This is a genomic window from Undibacterium sp. Ren11W, assembly GCF_049340485.1.
In the GTDB taxonomy this organism is placed as follows: domain Bacteria; phylum Pseudomonadota; class Gammaproteobacteria; order Burkholderiales; family Burkholderiaceae_D; genus Undibacterium.
In genome coordinates this window covers 347,454-366,884 of the sequence record NZ_JBMPPB010000001.1, presented here as the reverse complement: position 1 = coordinate 366,884, position 19,431 = coordinate 347,454, and the positions used below count along the sequence as shown (strand labels likewise).

18 protein-coding genes are annotated in these 19,431 nt (G+C 45.0%); 4 read left to right on the top strand and 14 right to left on the bottom strand.

Features of this window, described 5'->3' with window-relative positions:
- Window positions 1-43 precede the first annotated feature (43 nt).
- The gene (locus ACO0K8_RS01690; protein WP_422944885.1) at window positions 44-244 is read right to left on the bottom strand and encodes a YdcH family protein; all 201 of its coding nucleotides are present in this window, start codon (window positions 242-244) and stop codon (window positions 44-46) included.
- Between the two features lie 83 nt (window positions 245-327).
- On the opposite strand from ACO0K8_RS01690, the gene ACO0K8_RS01685 reads away from it, so the two are divergent.
- Window positions 328-1,128 (top strand): PP2C family protein-serine/threonine phosphatase, encoded by an 801-nt coding sequence (locus ACO0K8_RS01685; protein ID WP_422944884.1) that lies wholly within the window; start codon window positions 328-330, stop codon window positions 1,126-1,128.
- A 78-nt stretch (window positions 1,129-1,206) separates the two neighbouring features.
- Here the strand turns inward: ACO0K8_RS01685 and ACO0K8_RS01680 are convergent, their stop codons facing one another.
- The 3 genes from ACO0K8_RS01680 to ACO0K8_RS01670 form a co-directional block, all read right to left on the bottom strand.
- A complete protein-coding gene (locus ACO0K8_RS01680; RefSeq protein ID WP_422944883.1) occupies window positions 1,207-1,860 on the bottom strand; it encodes a glutathione S-transferase in 654 nt (217 codons plus the stop codon).
- A gap of 46 nt (window positions 1,861-1,906) precedes the next feature.
- On the bottom strand, window positions 1,907-3,628 hold the full coding sequence (locus tag ACO0K8_RS01675) for a hypothetical protein (protein WP_422944882.1): 1,722 nt from the start codon (window positions 3,626-3,628) through the stop codon (window positions 1,907-1,909).
- Window positions 3,629-4,081: 453 nt separating this feature from the next.
- Window positions 4,082-4,846 carry an RNA methyltransferase gene (locus tag ACO0K8_RS01670; protein WP_422944881.1) on the bottom strand — a complete coding sequence of 255 codons (765 nt, stop codon included), beginning with the start codon at window positions 4,844-4,846 and terminating at the stop codon, window positions 4,082-4,084.
- A 148-nt stretch (window positions 4,847-4,994) separates the two neighbouring features.
- Between ACO0K8_RS01670 and ACO0K8_RS01665 the strand changes: the two genes are divergently transcribed.
- A complete protein-coding gene (locus ACO0K8_RS01665) occupies window positions 4,995-5,801 on the top strand; it encodes an inositol monophosphatase family protein (protein WP_422944880.1) in 807 nt (268 codons plus the stop codon).
- 155 nt (window positions 5,802-5,956) lie between these two features.
- Window positions 5,957-7,324 carry a DEAD/DEAH box helicase gene (locus ACO0K8_RS01660; protein WP_422944879.1) on the top strand — a complete coding sequence of 456 codons (1,368 nt, stop codon included), beginning with the start codon at window positions 5,957-5,959 and terminating at the stop codon, window positions 7,322-7,324.
- A gap of 65 nt (window positions 7,325-7,389) precedes the next feature.
- On the opposite strand, the gene ACO0K8_RS01655 is transcribed toward ACO0K8_RS01660, so the two are convergent.
- From ACO0K8_RS01655 to ACO0K8_RS01625, 7 genes are all read right to left on the bottom strand, one after another.
- On the bottom strand, window positions 7,390-8,163 hold the full coding sequence (locus tag ACO0K8_RS01655; protein WP_422944878.1) for a LytR/AlgR family response regulator transcription factor: 774 nt from the start codon (window positions 8,161-8,163) through the stop codon (window positions 7,390-7,392).
- A gap of 1 nt (window position 8,164) precedes the next feature.
- Window positions 8,165-9,247 (bottom strand): sensor histidine kinase, encoded by a 1,083-nt coding sequence (locus tag ACO0K8_RS01650; protein WP_422944877.1) that lies wholly within the window; start codon window positions 9,245-9,247, stop codon window positions 8,165-8,167.
- A gap of 276 nt (window positions 9,248-9,523) precedes the next feature.
- Complete coding sequence (locus ACO0K8_RS01645; protein WP_422944876.1) at window positions 9,524-10,522, bottom strand: DUF4424 family protein; 999 nt, start codon at window positions 10,520-10,522, stop codon at window positions 9,524-9,526.
- A gap of 544 nt (window positions 10,523-11,066) precedes the next feature.
- Window positions 11,067-11,405 (bottom strand): hypothetical protein, encoded by a 339-nt coding sequence (locus ACO0K8_RS01640; protein ID WP_422944875.1) that lies wholly within the window; start codon window positions 11,403-11,405, stop codon window positions 11,067-11,069.
- A 376-nt stretch (window positions 11,406-11,781) separates the two neighbouring features.
- Window positions 11,782-12,318 carry a hypothetical protein gene (locus tag ACO0K8_RS01635; RefSeq protein WP_422944874.1) on the bottom strand — a complete coding sequence of 179 codons (537 nt, stop codon included), beginning with the start codon at window positions 12,316-12,318 and terminating at the stop codon, window positions 11,782-11,784.
- Window positions 12,319-12,364: 46 nt separating this feature from the next.
- The gene (locus tag ACO0K8_RS01630) at window positions 12,365-13,255 is read right to left on the bottom strand and encodes a WD40/YVTN/BNR-like repeat-containing protein (protein WP_422944873.1); all 891 of its coding nucleotides are present in this window, start codon (window positions 13,253-13,255) and stop codon (window positions 12,365-12,367) included.
- A gap of 106 nt (window positions 13,256-13,361) precedes the next feature.
- On the bottom strand, window positions 13,362-14,267 hold the full coding sequence (locus tag ACO0K8_RS01625) for a hypothetical protein (protein ID WP_422944872.1): 906 nt from the start codon (window positions 14,265-14,267) through the stop codon (window positions 13,362-13,364).
- A 324-nt stretch (window positions 14,268-14,591) separates the two neighbouring features.
- Between ACO0K8_RS01625 and ACO0K8_RS01620 the strand changes: the two genes are divergently transcribed.
- Window positions 14,592-14,732: a hypothetical protein gene (locus ACO0K8_RS01620; protein WP_422944871.1), complete on the top strand. Its 141-nt coding sequence runs from the start codon at window positions 14,592-14,594 to the stop codon at window positions 14,730-14,732.
- Between the two features lie 80 nt (window positions 14,733-14,812).
- Here the strand turns inward: ACO0K8_RS01620 and ACO0K8_RS01615 are convergent, their stop codons facing one another.
- Genes ACO0K8_RS01615 through ACO0K8_RS01605 form a run of 3 tightly spaced genes read right to left on the bottom strand, consistent with a single transcriptional unit; the run spans window position 14,813 to window position 19,429 of the window.
- Window positions 14,813-15,850, bottom strand: coding sequence for a DUF6708 domain-containing protein (locus ACO0K8_RS01615; RefSeq protein WP_422944870.1), 1,038 nt, complete (start codon window positions 15,848-15,850; stop codon window positions 14,813-14,815).
- Between the two features lie 4 nt (window positions 15,851-15,854).
- Window positions 15,855-18,572, bottom strand: a complete 2,718-nt coding sequence (locus tag ACO0K8_RS01610; RefSeq protein WP_422944869.1) for a T6SS effector BTH_I2691 family protein — start codon at window positions 18,570-18,572, stop codon at window positions 15,855-15,857.
- A complete protein-coding gene (locus ACO0K8_RS01605; RefSeq protein ID WP_422944868.1) occupies window positions 18,569-19,429 on the bottom strand; it encodes a DUF4123 domain-containing protein in 861 nt (286 codons plus the stop codon). Before ACO0K8_RS01605 ends, ACO0K8_RS01610 begins: the two co-directional genes overlap by 4 nt.
- Window positions 19,430-19,431 lie beyond the last annotated feature (2 nt).

Here is a 19,431-nt window from a genome sequence, read left to right as displayed (position 1 = left end):
GCGTAAAAAATGTAAGTAAGGAAAAATCTCGACAATGCTTTAATCATGCAGGCACATCGGGCATCATTTGCATTTTTAACAATGTTATGTGGTCTTTTAGCTGTAATTTGCGTTTTTTCAGGCGTCGCAACTGTAATTCGTCATGATTTATATCTTTAATCAAGGTCGCGATCACCACATCAAGGTCACGATGCTCGACTTCCAACTCAATGATGCGCTGTTGTATTTCTTCTGGATGACTCATAGTCGCCTGGTTGGAGGTAAAATGAATTTATTTAAATAATGTAATTAGTTGAATTACCCCGCTAGTTTAATCTACCAAGACGTATGAGCCAATATAAGATCGAAGCAGGTACCGCACAACACCTTGGCGACCGCACAGAACAACAGGATAGAGTGGCACTTTTTGCCGCACCTAATGCCCCCGGCTATATGATGGCCGTGGTGGCGGACGGCATGGGCGGCAAAAGCGGAGGCGCCCTAGCAGCCGAACAAGTGATACGCACCGCTAAAACGCTGTTCAATGACTTTTTTGCTGAAATGGATGTCAAAGCACTGCTGGAAGCGATTGTCAACGAGGCGCACACTATCATCAAATTGGCGGGTGTCTCGGCCGAAAAAGAACCGCACAGTACCTTCGCCGCACTGATCATCACCCCCAATAAAGAAGCCATCTGGGCTTACGCCGGCGACTCGCGACTGTACCGCTTCAGCGGCCCGAATTTTATCGAACACACCAAAGACCACTCCTACGTAGAAAGACTGGTTGATGAAGGAAAAATCACCCAGGAAGAAGCCAAGACCCATCGCATGTCGAACATTTTGGTCAATGTGTTAGGCTCCACCACCACCGCTCCTTACATCAGCTTTGGCACTTACAGCGGATTAAAAACTGGCGATTCATTTTTACTGTGCTCGGACGGACTATGGCATTACTTCACCGATGCTGAGTTATCCGCCGCGGTAGCCGCCAACAGTCCTCGCCAAGCCTCAGAACTATTGATACGCAAAGCCAGAGAACGTGCCCACGGTCACGGCGACAACTGCACTTTCGCCATCGTGAAACTGGTCAAACCGCCAATCGAACAAAAAACATATAAAGTTGAAAAAATGCGTCGAGCGGTATAAACAGACTAAAAAAGAATAAAAAAATCCCAGAGCGCATCTGGGATTTTTTTTTGCTGATATTTTTTGCTGATATTAGAATTACGCTGGTTTAAAACGCTGCATCATCAGGTTCAAATTTTCTTTTTTATCCGCGTTCACTCTCTGCATGGAAGGTCTTTCCGCAATTAGTTTTACATATTCTTTAAGCGGCAAATCGGCCAGAAAATCACGTCCGTAAATCGCCTTAGTTGCCATAGAAATTAAGGGCAAGTGCACCGCAGCAGCGCAATCGGCCAAACTAAAAACATCCCCAGCGACATACGGTGAAAATTTCGCCAACTGGCTAAATGCCGAAATATTTTTGGTCAAGCGTTGCTCAACTTTTTGCTTCACGTCGTCGCTCACTGTTCCACCAAAAAATGCCTCGCCATACAACTCCCTGGCGACCAACTCTAAATGCAATTCCAAGAACACCAGTAGCTCGCGGTTTTTCGCCGCAGCGTAGGCGTTTTTTGGCAATAGCGGATGAGCAGGAAATTGCTCTTCAAGGTAATCAAGAATAACTTGCGACTCACACAGACTACCTTGCTCGGTTTGAATATACGGGATTTTCCCTAGTGGTGAATTAGCTAATAACTCAGGCGAATTCCCAGTCCAAACTAAGACTTCCTCAAATGGAATCTCTTTTTCTATGAGTGCCAATTTGACTTTATTAAAATAATTACTGACCGCAAAACCACAGAGTTTTATCATGATTGCTCTCGTTAAAATGTCAAATAAAGTACCAAATACGGACACACTACTTTTTAGGGTTTACTTCCTTAGGAAAATCAATGACTTCAAAATCGATCATCCTCAGATCCTGTTTAGCGGAAACTTGGTCGGCGTTGACATTAGTGTCAAGTTGATGCGTAAACGGATTTTTTGCGCCTGCGGCCATCCCTTCGATCGCATTCACGCGTTCCAATTCATGGGCAATCGAGATCAATAAAAGTATATCTCTGTAGACAGGCAACTCGAACCCGGCGCGTTTACCGTCTCGGTCGTCGATTAGTAAAGACTGCAAAAACGGAATAATCTCACTGCTATTCCATAGACCGCAGATACGTGCGATTAAATGCGGAAAATTTTCCAGCAAAGTGCTTGTGTCGTTATCGACCTCGGCAGAAAATTCTGGGATATTCGCATTAAAGGTCTCAACAAAACGCTCTCTAAGCTGGTCGTATTTACTCTGATCCTTAACAATCCCGTATAAATCCAGCAAATATAACCAAGGCACAGGCGAATCCGGATGATCTATATTCGATTGCGGTTCAAGTATCTCTATCGCCCGCTGAGGATCGTTAACCGACATCCAAAACTCAGCCTCTTGAGTAACATCTGAAATTTCCTCAACATTGACCGAACTACCGATAGGCGCAAAAAAATTAAATACACTGCTATTGGTTTCTTCCAATGTCAATAGCCGTGGCGTCTGCTGCTCGGAATTAAAAATTTGTTCAGTCTCGCGGCTGGCAGAGTCTGCGGAACTTGAACTTGGGCTATTTGACTGCGGGGTGGCCGCTGTATCGTCAAAATTATCGCTATCAAACGATTCGTGTGGATGATTCAAATTAGGCTCATACGATGCCTGAATATGATCGACGATATCCTCGATATTCTTGCGTCTATCGACATCCTTACCATCACGTGCCAACTCCCACCAAGAAACATCCTTGTTTTTTTGTATCCGGCTGAGATATATCAAGAGCATTATCGCCGCCATCAAACCGAGCAGAGCGATAGCTGACAAACCAACTATCCAGTTCCTTGAATAACTATGTCCTTTTAACTCTTCCAGCTCGCGCTTATTTTTGATATTTTGCAGTTTCAACTGCGCGGTTTCATTTTGCAATGCCTGCAATTTATCTCTAGCCGCTGCACGTTCCAAAGGATCGATTTGCACCGGCTCCTCATCTCGCAAAATTGCTGCCATACGCACCTGTGCCGCCCGCAGTTCCACCATGTTTTCAACTAGTTTTAGCTCTACAGAGGAAGACAACGTGTTACTGAGCTTAAGTCCCTGCTGCGGCTGAAAACTTTCATCCGAAAGTTTTAACAGATCGACCGGGGCAGCTGCCGGCTTTTTAAATTTTGATTTAGCCGTCGGCTGCACCTCAGCTAGATTTTTTTGAGGCGGAGTTTGCGTCGAAATCGGATCTTTATCTGGCAGATTGCCATTGGTGTTTTTACTGCGCTTTACTTTCTTGCCGCCTTCCAATTGGGATGAAGTAGCAGCGGACAACCCCGGCGCCGCGATTCGCACACTTACTTGCGGCAATATGACTGGGAAAGTATTTTCTTGAGCTGAGAGAAACTGCGGAGGATCCAACAGTATCAAAAATTCTCTATGCAACTGGGTCTCACACACGATGTCCACGACCACTTTGACCACGGGTTCAGGTATCGATTGCCTAGAGAGTAATAAAATAGATCTTACTGGTCCGGATTGCAATACCGATACTTGCGCTGGGGCTAACATACTGCCCTCAGTGGTCTCAAATCTCACTTTGATGCAATGCTGGGTTAGGTCTCCATTGTCGGAGCCTACCAGGCTAATTTGACCTTTAAATGGTTGGCCCAAGCCAGATTGGACGCGCAATTCGCCCAACCCCAGCGCATGGGCTGCAGAATAAGAGCCAAACGCCATAAAAACAAAGACAACGCAAGGCGAGAACCGTTTAAAAATATTAAAAAAAATAATAGCAACCTCGATAATTACCAACCAAAAACGCTGTCAAAACAAAAACCTACATCTATTACAATCATACTTACTTTATAACAAAGGAAAAAGAAAAAGCCCTTAAAAAGGGCTTATGTCATGGAAATTTGAAACAATTTAACAAATTTGGCAACACTAGGTGAGGATAACAAGAAAAGAATTACTATTTAGGCAAATTTTTAACATGCTGATAAGTTAGCACGTCAAATATTGTTAGCTTTTGTGTTTTGCATCAAGAATTTTTTTTGCGATCCCTCTGAGAATATTCACTTCTTCCGTTTCCAACTGGGAACGAGAGAATAAGCGCTTCAAACGTGGCATTAGTTTTTTCGGGCTAGCCGGATTCAGGAAATCGATTGCCACCAGCGCCTGTTCTAAATGCGTATACATGCCATCAATCTCAACCGCAGAGGCAGGACTCCCCTGAAAACCTATCTCAGTGACTGCGCTTGCACTGTCACTCAGTTCGGCAACCCGAGATTCATACGCAAGTAACTGCACAGCTTGCGCCAGATTCAAGGATGAATATTCTGGATTGGCAGGAATATTGATCAAAACATTGCAATTGACCACGATCTCATTGGGTAAGCCATAGCGCTCATTACCAAACACTAAAGCTACTGGCTCTTGAAAATTGTGGGATACATGCTGTGCAAACGCCCTTGGATCGAGTATCGGTGGCGAGAACTCACGCAATCTGGCGCTGACCGCAGCCACATAATGACAGCCCTGCAAGGCTTCTTCTATTGAATTCACAATTTTGGCCGATTCAAGAATATCTTGAGCGCCGCTGGCGAAGGCGATCGCCTCTGCGTTAGTCAAGGCATCTGGAAAGCGCGGATTGAGCAAGACCAATTCCGAAAAACCCATGGTTTTTATTGCTCTGGCGACAGCGCCTATGTTGCCGGGATGACTAGTTCCTACCAGGACGAAACGCAGACGTTTAAAAAGAGATGTGTCAGTTTGGGGCAAGTTCATTTAAAATAGCGCAATTACGCGTGATTCCTTGTTAGTTTTTGAGTTATTTACGCGGTGCTCTTTAATTCAATTTTTGTGCGAACCCCGATTTCTCATCATCTTAGCCGATGTGAGGGCTCAGGATTTCGCCATTTTAACGGAAACCCCTATGCATCCTATGCTCAATACGGCTATTAAAGCCGCTCGCCGTGGCGCAACTGTCATCAGTCGTGCTTCTTTCGATCTCGATCGCGTTCAAGTCACTGAAAAGCAATATAACGACTTCGTCACTGACGTCGATCGTGCTGCTGAAGCTGCCATCATAGAAGTATTGAAAACTGCCTATCCTGATCACGCGATACTGGCAGAAGAATCCGGGGCTTCCGCCAATTTACACGATGATAACGACAACGTCTGGATCATCGATCCCTTAGACGGTACCACCAACTTCATCCACGGCTTTCCACAGTATTGCGTATCGATCGCTTTGCAACAGCGCGGCATTATCACACAGGCTGTGATTTACGACCCTACCCGCAATGAAATGTTTACTGCTAGCAAAGGTGCTGGCGCCTTCCTCAATGACAAGCGTATCCGCGTGACCCGTTGCGACAAACTAGCTGATGCATTGATAGGTACAGGCTTCCCATCACGTGATTTATCCGGTTTGAACGAATACATGGAAATGTTCAAAGCCATGACGGTAAAAACACAGGGTTTAAGAAGAGCGGGCGCAGCCGCCTTAGATTTAGCCTATGTGGCGATGGGCCGTCTGGATGGCTTCTTTGAAAAAGGTCTGGCACCTTGGGATATCGCCGCAGGCTCATTACTGATTACTGAAGCTGGTGGCATCATCGGTAACTTCTCGGGTGAATCTGATTACTTGCACAAAGGCGATGTACTGGCAGGCACACCAAAGATTTTTTCGCAAATGTTGAATACGTTTCAACCTATAACGAGTGCTAACACCAAATAATTGCCGTAATACCTAAGATATTAATGGACTGTTAGCCGCTTCTGCGCTGCAACTTAAGACCAGATCAGCAGTCCAGCAGCTCTGCAGTTCACATTTCGTTTTACTCTTACATATCGGGCATCCGGTCCGACTGTTTGTTTTTTCAAGAAATTAGCATGACCACATTTTCAGAACTTGGCTTATCCGAGTGTATCGTTCGCGCAGTCAGCGATCATGGTTACACCACCCCTACCCCGATCCAACTGCAGGCCATTCCCGCGGTCATTAAAGGTGGGGATTTGCTGGCGGGCGCGCAAACCGGTACCGGAAAAACCGCAGGCTTCACGCTGCCTATCCTTGAGCGCTTGCACAAAGGCCCGAACGCGCCAAAAAACAAGACCGATCGCCGCCCTATTCGCGCCCTGGTCCTGACGCCAACACGCGAACTTGCGGCCCAGGTAGAAGAAAGCGTCAGCACTTACGGCAAATACACCAATCTTAATTCCGGCGTAATCTTCGGTGGTGTAGGCATCAATCCACAAATTAAATTACTCAAGACTGGCGTCGATATTTTGGTCGCCACGCCGGGTCGTTTGTTGGACCACAAGCAGCAAGGCACGATAGATTTGAGCCACGTCGAGATTTTAATTCTGGACGAAGCTGATCGCATGCTAGACATGGGCTTTATCCACGATATCAAAAAAGTCCTGGCAATTTTGCCGCCTAAGCGCCAGAACTTGCTGTTCTCTGCGACTTTCTCGGATGAGATCAAGACCCTGGCTGATAAACTTTTGGATAATCCAGCCATGATAGAAGTGGCGCGTCGCAATTCGACGGTTGAAGTGATCGCCCAAAAGATACACCCAGTTGACCGCGACAAGAAACACCCATTGTTGGCGCATCTGATCAAGACCTATAACTGGAACCAAGTTCTGGTATTTACCCGAACCAAACATGGTGCCAACAAACTGGTAGAGCAATTAATCGCCGGTGGTATCAACAGTATGGCGATCCACGGTAACAAGAGCCAGTCCGCACGCACCAAGGCATTGGCTGAGTTCAAAGATGGTAGTTTGACGGTACTGGTCGCCACCGACATCGCCGCCCGCGGTATCGATATTGACCAATTGCCACACGTCGTTAATTACGATTTACCTAACGTCCCAGAAGACTATGTACACCGCATCGGCCGTACCGGTCGCGCCGGTGCGACAGGCGAAGCGGTCTCTCTGGTCTGCGTGGATGAATTCAAGCTGCTGGCGGATATTGAAAAACTCATCAAGCGCCAATTACCACAAGAAATCATCGATGGTTTTATTCCAGATCCTCACGCCAAAGCGCAGCCAATACAGTTGCGTAGTTTCCAAGGCCAGGGACAAGGTCAAGGCCGCAGTGGTGGCGGCGGCGGCGGTGGCAATCGTGCTGGCAATCGCCAGCCACGTCCGGTAGGCGCATCACGCGAAGGCGGCCCTGCGCGCACTTCGGCCAAGCCAGTGGTCAAGCAAAGCACACCACGTCGCTCCGGTGGACGCGGTGGCGCATAAGTAACATCTGCATAAAAAATGGGCGCGTTCGATCTTCGAAGCGCCCATTTCTTATTTGTAGCCGACTACATTTGTCGGAACAGATGGATATAGTTGCGGCTCACCGTCAGGGTCTCACTACGACCTTTGAGTAATAGATCGGCCTGATCCCTTTCACCGCGCACCACCCCAAGCACGGCACGCGCATTGACGATAGTGGAGCGATGAATTTGCCAGAATTGGGCGGAATCTAACTCTAAGAGTAATTCTTTGATAGGTTTGCGTACCAAAGCCTCGCCATCAGCCATCGTCACACAGGTATATTTTTCATCAGAATGAAAATACAGCACTTCGTCGATAGGTATCAGCCTTACCGTATTGCCGACACTCGCTTTAATCCATTGCAAATAACTAGGTGCATTAAGCTTCAAGACCTTACTCAAATCGCTTAACATAGACTCAAGCCCGACAGTCGCTGGCAGGTTTACCGGGCTTTGCATGCGTTCTTTTAGGCGCAGTATGGTTTCGCTTAAACGCGCATTTTCAAATGGTTTGAGCAAATAGTCGATCGCGCCGCGCTCAAAAGCTTCAATCGCATATTGATTAAAGGCGGTTACAAACACAATATGGGCACGTTTACCGATCAGTCTTGCCACTTCCAAGCCTGTCATGCCCGGCATATGAATATCAAGGAACACCACATCGGGTAAATTGTCGCCCGCAGCAGAAATCAATTCTTGTGCATGCAAGCCATGCTCGGCCTCCATGATAATCTCTAGTTCGGGCCACAACAGCGCCAGCTTGGCCTTTAAATGATGGCGCAACAAAGCTTCGTCATCTGCAATCATGGCAGTCGGCATATTACTCTCCCGGTGTTTCTGCTAAACGCGGCAACTGTAGTGTCGCCATAAAACCGCCAGTTTCAGGCTCAGAAAGTAACAGTGCTGCACTGCTGCCGTACATCGCCTGCAAACGCTCACGAATATTTTTTAATCCAACGCCACCGCCACTACTGAGCGTCATGCCTGGGCCATTGTCGCGCACCGTGATCGCTACACCTCGGTCACTATGTTGCGCAGCAATCCAGATCCAACCTTCCTGGCAACTTGGATCAACCCCATGCTTAATCGCATTCTCGACCAGCGTCATTAGCATCAAAGGTGGAAAAGCCATGCTCTCTAAATCTTTAGGGATATCGATCTGGTAAGACAGACGCTTACCCATGCGCACCTGTAAAATCTCGAGGTAGGCCTTGCTCATATCAACTTCTTTGGCCAGCGTAGTTTGCTCTGCCCGCATTTCCGGCAAGGCAGCGCGCAGATAACGAATTAAGCTGGCCAGCATAGTCGATGCCATGGCCGCATCGTGCTCCACCAGATATTGAACATTGGCCAGCGTATTAAACAGAAAATGCGGCTCTATTTGTGCTTTTAAGATCTGTAAATGTGAGCTCAAAGCATTTTTTTCTAATTGCAAACGACGGGTTTCAGACTCCGCCAAATCAAGCTGAGAGCGTACCTCGCGCTCGCGCAGATCTAGGAACATGGTCGCGATCACTCCCACTAAAATGCCCCCGGTAGTGACCACAAAAATACCTGCCAGCATGGACCCGGTGGTAAATAACTGCTGCAAAGAGCGTCCTAACAAGAGTCCCCCAAAGATAGTCCCCAGAAAAGCACTGATCACCAAGGCGACGATACGCACGTCATACAACTTCCAACGCACAAACTGAATATTACCTGTGACGATATAGGTCATAAACATGAAACAACCAGGAACCGCCAGTCGCAACCAAATATCGACAAGGCTAAAGTCATCAGAAAAATAGGGGTTAACGATCAGCGCGGCAATACTCACCAAGACGAGAGAAAACCCGAACTTCCTCCAGCTGATGCCTGCCAAGAGACGTAAAATTTTTGTTTGGGATGCGAAGATATTTTTCATACACACAGCATAGCTTTTCACAACCACACTGTTAAGCCAATTTTGACCAAGCGCGGAAATTCGGTTATAGAACGCAAAAAACAAAAAAATACGCGTAAGGACTTCATGAATAAAGCCATGCTTATCTCGAAATAGAAATACCTCCCCCGCCGGCACGCAGTGTTTACGCGCCTGCTGGCGCCATGTGCTTGGAAAGGCGCATGGAATATGCGCATTGGGCCAGGTCGTGGTTTAGATTAATTACCGAACCCAATATGCCGCCGGCGTAACTTCGAATTAATCACGCAAATGAGAGAGTCTAGGTTTGACTCCCGGTTCTCCGGAGGTATTTTCAATATTTCCAAAATACACACGTAAATCCTGCTGAGGCTTAAAGTTAGTCAGGTGAATTTGAAGAGTTGTCGGGTTTATCTTCTTGAAGTCCCCTGGAAAACAAAGACTAATCAGTTCGCCAGGATCTTTTTTTATCAGATTCAAGGTAAAGTCTTCTATGCCATTTTTCCATGTGTTTCCCGTCTTTAAAATATACGACACAGTGTTCGCTACAACTTGCCTATTTTTTTCTGCAGCAAGCTTGTGCCAAGACTTCAGAAAATTTTTATCTGCACAATAGTCTTTGTTAAACGACTCCCCCAATGTGAATTCAGATGGCCCATAAGAAACAAATGGCGTATATCGGTGGGAAATTTTTACAATTCTACCTACCGGGAATTTTTGCATCCAAACATACTGAATGGCTACGCTCCACGCAGGAATCCAGGCGTCATCGCCACCAATTTGCGCTAGCAAGCCGCGCGCCATAAATTGCTGTCGCTGCTTAGCTGTCAACGGTTTCACTTTTTGCCCGAAGAGCGAGAAAGATGGGAAGTATGCAATCTGTTCATCGCTTAAACCTAATTGCTTGAGCTCTTTGCTAACATCGTCTGCACCCATTTTTGCCGCAACGATCGTTTTGTAATTGACGTTCTTACCGTCAACTTCGATCTCAAAATGTGAAGGTTGCCCAGCATACTCCTTTGATCCATGATAGTCCGCGGTATATTCTGGCAAAGGAAAAAATATGGTCTCTTCAACGTCTGAACCCGATTCATTCAAAAATTCATAGGCCACGCTGATTTTGTCATAGCTGACATACAACACCTCTTTTTTCATCGCGACCGCATCCGTTTTTCCCATAATGATGCCACCCGCACTGAGTGCCGCGACACCATCATTAGCTAATGCATTAGAAAACAGAGACGCCAGCGCGAACAACACAATAATAGAATATTTCATTTCTTCCTTAAAGGAGCATGATTCCGCTATCTAAAGACAGGCATATCCACTCCCAATCATCTTAATCCTCAGCCACAATGAAAACACCACCGCCAACACACACCGTTGACGTACCTGCTGACCAATGAGGTTCTCTCGATATTTCGTTTTCCATCACATGGAAATTATGCATACACTGAACATCCATCGCGAAGTACGGTTCATGCACGCATGAACGCATTTTTATGATTTCATCCTCACGTTTCAGACGCGCAAGATCGGCGTGTAGTCGAGATAATTCCATTATTTTCGACGTCACCACTTTACTGCCCGCCCCATTACGCTGGTTTCTTTTGATTCCCTAGTCCATATTAGGTGGAATTTCGATCCTATTCCGGCATGATAGAGCGAACTTTTTTCATCTGTTTTCTACCTGCTGATAGGGCTTTTTCGTAGATCGGATTCTTCTTATCGTCGATAAGTTCACCGTTCTGATTGTATGCAGCAGAAGATTCAGCATATGGCGCAGAACCGCCTCCAATCGAGTAAGATAACTCCAAGACACTCATTTTTCATGGCGACCGCATGCCCACTGAATGACGAATAAGTCTTTGATATCGCCCCCAGCCTTTTTGTTTAGAGCTGCACTAAATTTACTGAGCTCAGGTAAGTTTACTTTTCGAACAGAAGTATTCTTTGCGACTTCCAATGTCTGAGATGTGCACTCATTTAAGCTCATCTCATCATTTGATTTCTTGCATGTGGATTTCAATTTATATTGAATATCGCCACAAGTTATCTGCTCTACCCATATTTCAAATCCACCGGCAAATGTAGTGGTGACTGTCGTAATATAGAGGCAGAGTACGTAAAAGACTGCGGCAGTAAGATTTTTGATCGTCATATTATTTTGGAGATATTTATCATTTAATTAGTGATTTTTTCGATAAAAATAAAATATTCGATTTAATCCGCCGAGTAAAAATCTGGTGTGAATTCACTCTGAAAATGATTATTTTTATCATCTAGCATTCCCCGTACTTAGCCATTTCCTACTAACAGACGTTGACATTTTTTTGCGCCCAATCTTCTACTGAGATCTGTTCGCTCAGTTCGCCCAAAGCACCACCGCCAACGCGCACTGTTTACGCGCCTGTTGGCGGCATGTGTTTGGAAAGCCGCATGGGATATGTGCGTTGGGCGAGGGGGTATATAGGCCTTGATTACGAGGGCAAGCCATAAAAAATTCAACTAAAACTAATGATTTTCCCGTCCATATCTCATTCAGAATAATCTTGTTTTTTTATAGGGAATGTCGCTAACAGTTTGAGTTCTTTCCCGCTCCATAGGTAATGAAATTTTCCTTCGTTCTCATCATTTTTACTTCCCGTAATAATAAAAAGTCGACTGTCAGTCTTAAATTGTATGCGCGCTTCCTCATTACCCATAACCCCTGCAACAAACTCAACGCCAGGCAAGGTATACGTTACACCTGACACCTTATCAACAACCGCAAAACCTCGGCAATCAGTGCCGCATCCCAAAGTTACCACTCGATAATGTCCCGCAAAGTTTACAGGCTCTTGCATCGCATTCGTTATCACAGTCTTGTACTGCTTTGCGCAGTTTTGTAGTGAGGATCGTTTTTTTCTAGAAGTCGTACTAATAATTTCAACAGGATATTGTTCAAACTCAATGACTTGATTCACGTTCACAGACTGAGTGTCACCCTCTCCCGCCAACACAACGTTACTTGTCAAAGACATTGAAGAAAAAATGATAAAAATCAGAGCTAGAAACTTATTCTTCTTTTGCATAAAACTCTCCGCCTTCTTTTGACAACCAAAATCTCGTGAAGCCTATCTACCGCGGAGAATTGCTTTGCGACCGTATCCGCCCCTTCAACCAATAATAGGGCAAACTTTCTATGTCTTTACTTTGAAAATTGACTTCGGTCCATGTTTTCCCACGATCTCCAGATTTTGCTAACATGGGTCCAGTGCCTGCGCTCTCGGGATTAATTCTGGCGGCGATCCAAATCTCATCTTCAGTTTTAACGTAAGCACTCATGATCGATTGCGTGTCTTTTGGGAGATTTACTTTATTCCAGTGCACCCCATTAGTAGAGCGAAAGAGTGTTTGTTCAACAGACCCAACCAGCCACCACCCGCCTTTATTCGTCCACCCAAGCTCGACAAAAAAATCTTGTTGCGGTAAGGGCTCGGAAGTGAGCACTTTACAAGATGGAAAATCTATTCTCGAAGTTTTGTATTCGGAATCATCAATATTATTTCGATGCTTTGATAATGCGATTAGGTACGTATTCGCAGAAGATAATCGAAGAAACCCCAAGCTAAATAACTCTTTAATTGAGTACTCGGAATCAAAATTACCAAATTCCTTTGAATTAAAGTGACAAGAGTGCTGATTATGTTGAATAGAAAAAGAATGCCTATCTTTTATTTGCACTAAAAATCCATTACCTAACGACAGCATACTTTTATCGTTGGATAATTTTCGAACGGTGCCAGTCTGAGAAATTATATCGATATTCCCAGAGCTAATTACCCCATCATCGCCGATATTTAGCCAAGGCCAATAGTATATTCCGCCTACATTTTCAATTTTTTTTAATAATTTAGCTCGGCTACGTATTTCAAGTGATTGTTCACCATTTGCGATTGTTACAACACCAAAATTAATATTATCTGTGCCAAAGGACGCGCCGCATTGACCAAAAAAATACATGAGCAAGATGATTTTTCTTATAAATTTTAGGGCAAGGTTAAAGTGCATTATCGATCAGCCTATCGTTTTCGTTTTCGAAGACCCGGTGCTAATTAGCGGTCATTAAGCAGTCTCATTTTTCCGATAATTGATTAAGCGTAGAGATAATAAGTACAGAGGTAACTCTACCAACATTTGAAAGCGTTCCTGAATAACTCACTCTGTTTCCCAAGCGATCAGAGATTCCGCACACGAGAGAAATTACTGGACGAACTCCCAACCAATTTTTAGTCGGCTGCTCGATTTTTATCGAGACCTCTTGCGTTTTAACCAGCTGCACAGCTAACTCATACTTTTCGACCAATAAAGCATCAGTATTCAAATTTAAGTCTGCCAGATATTTGCGTATCTCATTGGGGTTACCACAATGCTGTAAAACTCGCTGACTGAAACGATCAGACGAGATTTCATCACGTTCAAATTGCGGCAATGCCTTATAGCGTATGGCCTGCCAATTTGTCGAGTTAGCTGGAAGTGATGCGATCCAGGAATAGGAAATATATCCCTGCCAGTTGTTTAGCGCCAAACCATGCAGACTAGGCAGACGTTTCAATTTTTCCTCATCAATATTTGTATTTGGTAATGGTGCGATACCCGCCGTACTTAATTTATCAGTGACATCCTGTCCAAGAAAAAATCCGCGGCGATACGCTAGCAACTTCAAACTTTTGCCATTTAAATCCACTTTTAGATCGGTAAATGTCTTATCGATATGCTCTTCACCATCACCTAATTGATCAAAAAACGGCGTATAAGCAGCGAAACCTAAACGTTTTTGCGAATTTGCGTCGTTGCGTATCTCACTTCTAATTTCGACGTTGCGCCCACTCAATCTAATTGCGGTCTTTATGACGTTTCCATCGCCCGCCTGAACTCTTATTGCCAATGGGACAGCATCCTCCTCTTCATAGGCCCATGCCTCAATGGCGGTACATAGGATAAGCAGTACGACACAGAAAATATTATTTAAATAGATCATTTTTCAGTTTTTCATTCGCTCTGTTAATTGCGATATCGTCAGAACTTATATTTGCGCCAGAGCTAGTTGGCAACGGTACTCACTACTCCAACAAGCCGGACTTTCCTAGGGCATATCGGTAGAGCGTGGTTCGCCTGAAAGATTATCTTCAGAAATTTCACAAGCACCACAGCCAGCACGCACTGTTTACGCGCCTGCTGGCAGCATGTGCTTGGAGACGCGCATGGAATATGCGTGCTGGGCTAATGGGGTATTTGGTATTTGATATTTGATATTTGATATTTGATATTTGATATTTGATATTTGATATTTGATATTTGATATTTGATATTTGATTTTGATTTTGATTTTGATTTTGATTTTGATTTTGATTTTGATTTTGATTTTGATTTTGATTTTGATTTTGATTTTGATTTTGATTTTGATTTTGATTTTGATTTTGATTTTGATACCAATCAAAACTGATCATCCAGAATAATCAAGAACAAGCAACACTAACGTCATCCCCCCTCAATCACGCTATACCCCATATATTGAACTTCCCCTCATCCGAGTAAGCCAGACCAGCTGCTTGCATTACTGATTTTCCAGATACACCAGGCGTCTACGCCCAAACCCAGGACTAAGGATATTGCCATTTTCCAGATCGATGTCGAATTTTCTAACTCTGCTGGTATCTCACTACCAGGCTCGACCACGCAGGCGGCCTCGACCTCGGCGGGCCAGCGCGGGATGCGGCTGCTGATCATGCAAAGATAGCGCGCCAAACCATTGGGAATCGTCAACGGCAGAGTGATTACCCATATGAAAAAATTCCCATACGTGTTGGCAGTCGCACGACGTAAGCCGAACCAGAAGCCTTCTCTGTGGGTGGCAATCGGCAGATATTCTTCGATAGCCGGCAGATGCTGCGTTCCCTCTTCCATATAGCGCCGGAAAAACTCCCAATGGGCGCGCAAGGTATCGGTCAGCCCGGTATCGAATTTTCCTATAGTAAAGGTGTCTTTGATGAGCCCTTTGGCATCGAGCACATGGCAACGGATATCCCAGTTGTAATTTCCCGCATATTTGGCCTTACCCGGCGCAAAGCAGCAAAATACATCATCCCATTTCACAGCCAACACGCCGCCTGGCCCATTGTGGCGAAACACATAGACCATACGATTTTTACGGTTTAGTCGCACTGGCCAATGGGTGTAGGTGAACATTTCTTTTTTTATCATGTAGCCTAGCCAGGCACAGATAGAGAGCAAAAGAATATTCATAAAAATAAATGCACTTATACCTTCCACTTCTTTTTGACCTGAAATTGTCGCTAGATCATGCGCAACAAATTCGTAAGTCATTAGAAAATCAAAGAATAAAAATCCGATAAACACCGGCAACACAATCATCAGCATGAATCCTTTATACGCATAAAATTTGTCCACCACTTCCATAAAAGTGCTGTTCATGCGTATGGTTGTCATCTGACTGACCGGGGCTAAAGCTAGACGCTTTTTCTTGTTGAGCTGATAGCCTTTTTCTTCATCAGAAACGGGACGATTGACAGGATATTTAAATAAGAGACCGCTGTATTCCATGTGTTTACCCTGCCGTTGCCAGTTTTAATTCTTCTTGTTCTTTTTCCAGCGATTTATAGGGGTCGCCTTTTACCCCATATTCATCCCTCAATTTACCCCAGAGCGTACGCGTCAACCAGCTCTCTAACTTATTGTCTTTGACTAATTCTATGAGCACCGTGAGTGCAACAAATATCCCCAGCAGTAACCAAGCCAGTCCGCCAGTCAACCATCCCATTGCCAGTCCGACAGCGATTACAACCCCCAAACTTCCAGAAGCAATATATAAAGTCATCATGCCATAACTTTTCTGTTGTCTTTCTTCATACGCATGCTGAAAATCAAAAAATGCCGTAATGCAACCAGCAACGGCTCCCAACCCTCTACCAACATAGCCAAGAATCTCCGCAGACTTCACAAAAATTTTCGCCCACTTAATTCCCTGTGCCGCACGTAACGTTAAAGCAGGAAGATTCGAAACTGCGCTACCTGTGATTTCGGCCATGGTGCCAAAGACTGCACCGTAAGTACCATAAAGTTTCGTGTGATTTTCGGTTTTTTCATGGCCCATGGCGCTAGCTTCATCATCCATCGCCTTGGATAAAGAAAATCCTTGGCAAATCAGATTGGCGATACCTAGACGCACACTCATGTTGAGCACTTTTTTAAAATTGCTGGTGACCGCATCTAATTGTGCCGGGGTATGTATCGCCTGCATGAGCGCTTGGGCACGTGCGCTTTCTGTCATGCCCCGCCCGCCATTGGGCATGGTTCTGGTGATGTTACGCATGGCATCTTCATCGACTGCCAGCAACCAGGTTTTGGTCACGCTACCCTCTAAGGCGACGCCTTGTACTTGCAAGCGGCGCATCTCATCGGCAACTGCTTTTTCTAAAGCTCGCCCAGAAAAATTTTGTCCAGAGCTACTAAGGATGCGCCGTACCAACATGGCACGAAATTCCTTTTTACTCCCTGTGACCGTGACCGCCACGATAGGGCTGTTATTGATCAAGCCCAGCGCTAACAAAGGCGCACGTGCTCTGAGGCTAGGTGCGGCGATATTCGGTGCCAGGACCTTGGAAAAAAACCGTATCATAGGTCCGGATATTTCAAACATGAGGCGTGCCGTCGCTTGTGAGAAGCCAGCTCCTTGCAACCATTGCGCGTACGCTCCGCTATGCCCGGCTTTTTCGGCGGCCTCGAGGGCTGCTTTTAGAGTGCCAAACAGATTCTCCCAACCCGGAGAGCGCCAATCAAAGGGCGAACTTGCGGTGTCTTGGATTTTTTTTGCCAGCACATCGTTATTGAGTACTAAAGAGCGCAACAAGGGGTTGCGTTTATCGACGACCTCGCCATTAAACCATTTCTGGCAACGCTCTGCGAACAAGGTTTTATCTGCCATATTTTCCACACATAAGGCAAACACACTCTGATAAACAAAGCCACCCATGATGTCTTTGGTGTCGAAATTAAATTCAAAATAATTGAGCATGCTGTCGTGCTGCATCCATGCATCGTGCAACTTGGCCAAAGGAGCGACCCATTGGGTATCAAAGGCGATTAATTCGTCATTGTATTTTTTTTCGAACGCAGCACGTTTGTCTTCAGAATATTTCAGTTTATATTTGTTCCATGATTGCTCTTTTGCGCGCGCGAGCATGGCAGGCGTGACTGTGCGCATTTTTTCTACGCTGTCACGATAACTTTTACTCATCATGCCAATCGGGTTATCTGCTCCCATCTGATTGGCGAGATATTCTGCTCCATCAATTTCTTTTTGTACCGACTGGGTCGCTATGGCTTCCTTCATCGCAAGTATAGAATTGGATAAAGCTAACTCACGCACGCGACTTTTATCAGTTAAAAACTCATTGGTTTTATGTTGTATGAGCCGTGAAGTTTCGCGCGCCAGTGAACTTGGGTCAGGTAACCGCACAACTAGGCCGTTTTGTACCTGTAATGCAGGGATAGTTCGTTTTTGTTTTTTTGCTTCGGCGATTTTAAGCGCGGCTGCTTCCGCCAAAGCCGTGAAATACGGTGAGGCAGTTTTTTTACTTTCAAACTTAAACGGGCTCCAGATAAATTCAGGCTCGCCTATTGCTTTGTTCAATGCGTATTCCGCCACAAATGTATCCGCGGTTTCTAGCTTATCGCAATATGCATGTACCTTGTCTGCAATCCAGGCAGCGACATCCACTTTACGCATATGCGAATCGCGATATGCCGCATCATTGTGCTTATTAATGACGTCTTTGCTCCATTCAACATCTGAAAAAGCCAGCCAGATTGACTTTGCCGGAGTTTTTTTTGTATTTGGAATTGTGATGCACGATGCCAATGCGACATCAGCAGGAAATCGGCTACAAGAAAAATTAACACTGTTTACGGCCGGGGCGCTAAAGGACGTATTGGGGGCGCTGTCGATAAATGACAAGGCACTTCCCGCTGGAAATAATGAGGGCTTTGGACTGGCGACCGGAGGCGTAAATACATTGATGTCGTGTTTATAGTAATAACCATTCTCGGTCACTATATAGGCGTCCCAGCGCATTTGAGCTTCATCATAGACATATAAATACCCTGCTCTTAAACTACGCAGTACGTACTTCATTACCTTCGTTTCTTTAGGTGGATTATTCGTAAACGGAGTACCAGCTTCTTTTACCGGATTTTCCGTTAAGGCGAGCGCCAATCTTGTCGGCATAATAGGTATGCCACCTTTTTCACAAAATGGACAACTCATGTATTTCTCCTATTGGCACTATTTAATTCTGCGGTAATTTTTTTCATGGCATCACTGTCGATGTCACGCATCGCTTCTTTATAGGTGATTTCGGGATCAGAAAGTTGCTTTAGGGTTTTCACAATAAGAGGGTGCGCATCAAATGCATCTCCTAAAATGAGCCCGTCAATTGCGTAGGCAATTAAATCATAGGCATCGCTCATGTTATGGCGCAGTTGAGCCCGCTCTATCAATTGGCTTACTTTTTTTCCAGTTTCAATTAGCGCAATATTACTCGGCAAACTTTGACTTTTAATGACGCGATTAATCAGTCCGATTCTTTCTATTTGAACTTGCTGCTGACGCCGGTTGGGACGAGCGCTTGATGAACCCTCATTTTCAGGTTTTTCAAAAACATGCCAGGTCCAATCCAATTGATACATCCATTTATCTATTGGCCCCATCAGTTGTTGAATCGAAGTTGTGTCAAGCATCCACTGCAATTGCAGCCAAACTCTAGGGTCGTGAAATCGAAATAAAGTGCGATTATTTTGCAAATCAATACGAATAAATTGTTTACGTAAATGAGCAACTAAGGTTTCAGCAGGCCGAGCACTCGCAAATAAAGCACTAAATCCGCAGGGAATTTTGTGCGAAAAATTCAATTCAAGCGAGGTGAATAGCTCCAATCGTCGCAGCCGCGATAATTCGGAAAAATCAACCAAGCACGGCAGTACGTTTTTTTGTATGTCCAGCTCATCGGGTGCAAGACAATACTTTGGCAAATCCGCTAACTGTTCTTGCATCAAAGGATTAAGAAGTGGATCAATAATTCCAAAGCGATAATGTTCAAGCAGGCGAAATTCTAAATTTTCCATCC

Excerpts from the sequence above, each read along its gene's own strand:
- ACO0K8_RS01680 (WP_422944883.1), bottom strand. The coding sequence starts at position 1,860 with ATGATAAAACTCTGTGGTTTTGCGGTCAGTAATTATTTTAATAAAGTC.
- ACO0K8_RS01655 (WP_422944878.1), bottom strand. The coding sequence starts at position 8,163 with ATGCCGACTGCCATGATTGCAGATGACGAAGCTTTGTTGCGCCATCAT.
- ACO0K8_RS01685 (WP_422944884.1), top strand. The coding sequence starts at position 328 with ATGAGCCAATATAAGATCGAAGCAGGTACCGCACAACACCTTGGCGAC.
- ACO0K8_RS01670 (WP_422944881.1), bottom strand. The coding sequence starts at position 4,846 with ATGAACTTGCCCCAAACTGACACATCTCTTTTTAAACGTCTGCGTTTC.
- ACO0K8_RS01675 (WP_422944882.1), bottom strand. The coding sequence starts at position 3,628 with ATGTTAGCCCCAGCGCAAGTATCGGTATTGCAATCCGGACCAGTAAGA.
- ACO0K8_RS01605 (WP_422944868.1), bottom strand. The coding sequence starts at position 19,429 with ATGGAAAATTTAGAATTTCGCCTGCTTGAACATTATCGCTTTGGAATT.
- ACO0K8_RS01650 (WP_422944877.1), bottom strand. The coding sequence starts at position 9,247 with ATGAAAAATATCTTCGCATCCCAAACAAAAATTTTACGTCTCTTGGCA.
- ACO0K8_RS01665 (WP_422944880.1), top strand. The coding sequence starts at position 4,995 with ATGCATCCTATGCTCAATACGGCTATTAAAGCCGCTCGCCGTGGCGCA.
- ACO0K8_RS01635 (WP_422944874.1), bottom strand. The coding sequence starts at position 12,318 with ATGCAAAAGAAGAATAAGTTTCTAGCTCTGATTTTTATCATTTTTTCT.
- ACO0K8_RS01690 (WP_422944885.1), bottom strand. The coding sequence starts at position 244 with ATGAGTCATCCAGAAGAAATACAACAGCGCATCATTGAGTTGGAAGTC.
- ACO0K8_RS01625 (WP_422944872.1), bottom strand. The coding sequence starts at position 14,267 with ATGATCTATTTAAATAATATTTTCTGTGTCGTACTGCTTATCCTATGT.
- ACO0K8_RS01610 (WP_422944869.1), bottom strand. The coding sequence starts at position 18,572 with ATGAGTTGTCCATTTTGTGAAAAAGGTGGCATACCTATTATGCCGACA.
- ACO0K8_RS01660 (WP_422944879.1), top strand. The coding sequence starts at position 5,957 with ATGACCACATTTTCAGAACTTGGCTTATCCGAGTGTATCGTTCGCGCA.
- ACO0K8_RS01615 (WP_422944870.1), bottom strand. The coding sequence starts at position 15,850 with ATGGAATACAGCGGTCTCTTATTTAAATATCCTGTCAATCGTCCCGTT.
- ACO0K8_RS01640 (WP_422944875.1), bottom strand. The coding sequence starts at position 11,405 with ATGACGATCAAAAATCTTACTGCCGCAGTCTTTTACGTACTCTGCCTC.
- ACO0K8_RS01645 (WP_422944876.1), bottom strand. The coding sequence starts at position 10,522 with ATGAAATATTCTATTATTGTGTTGTTCGCGCTGGCGTCTCTGTTTTCT.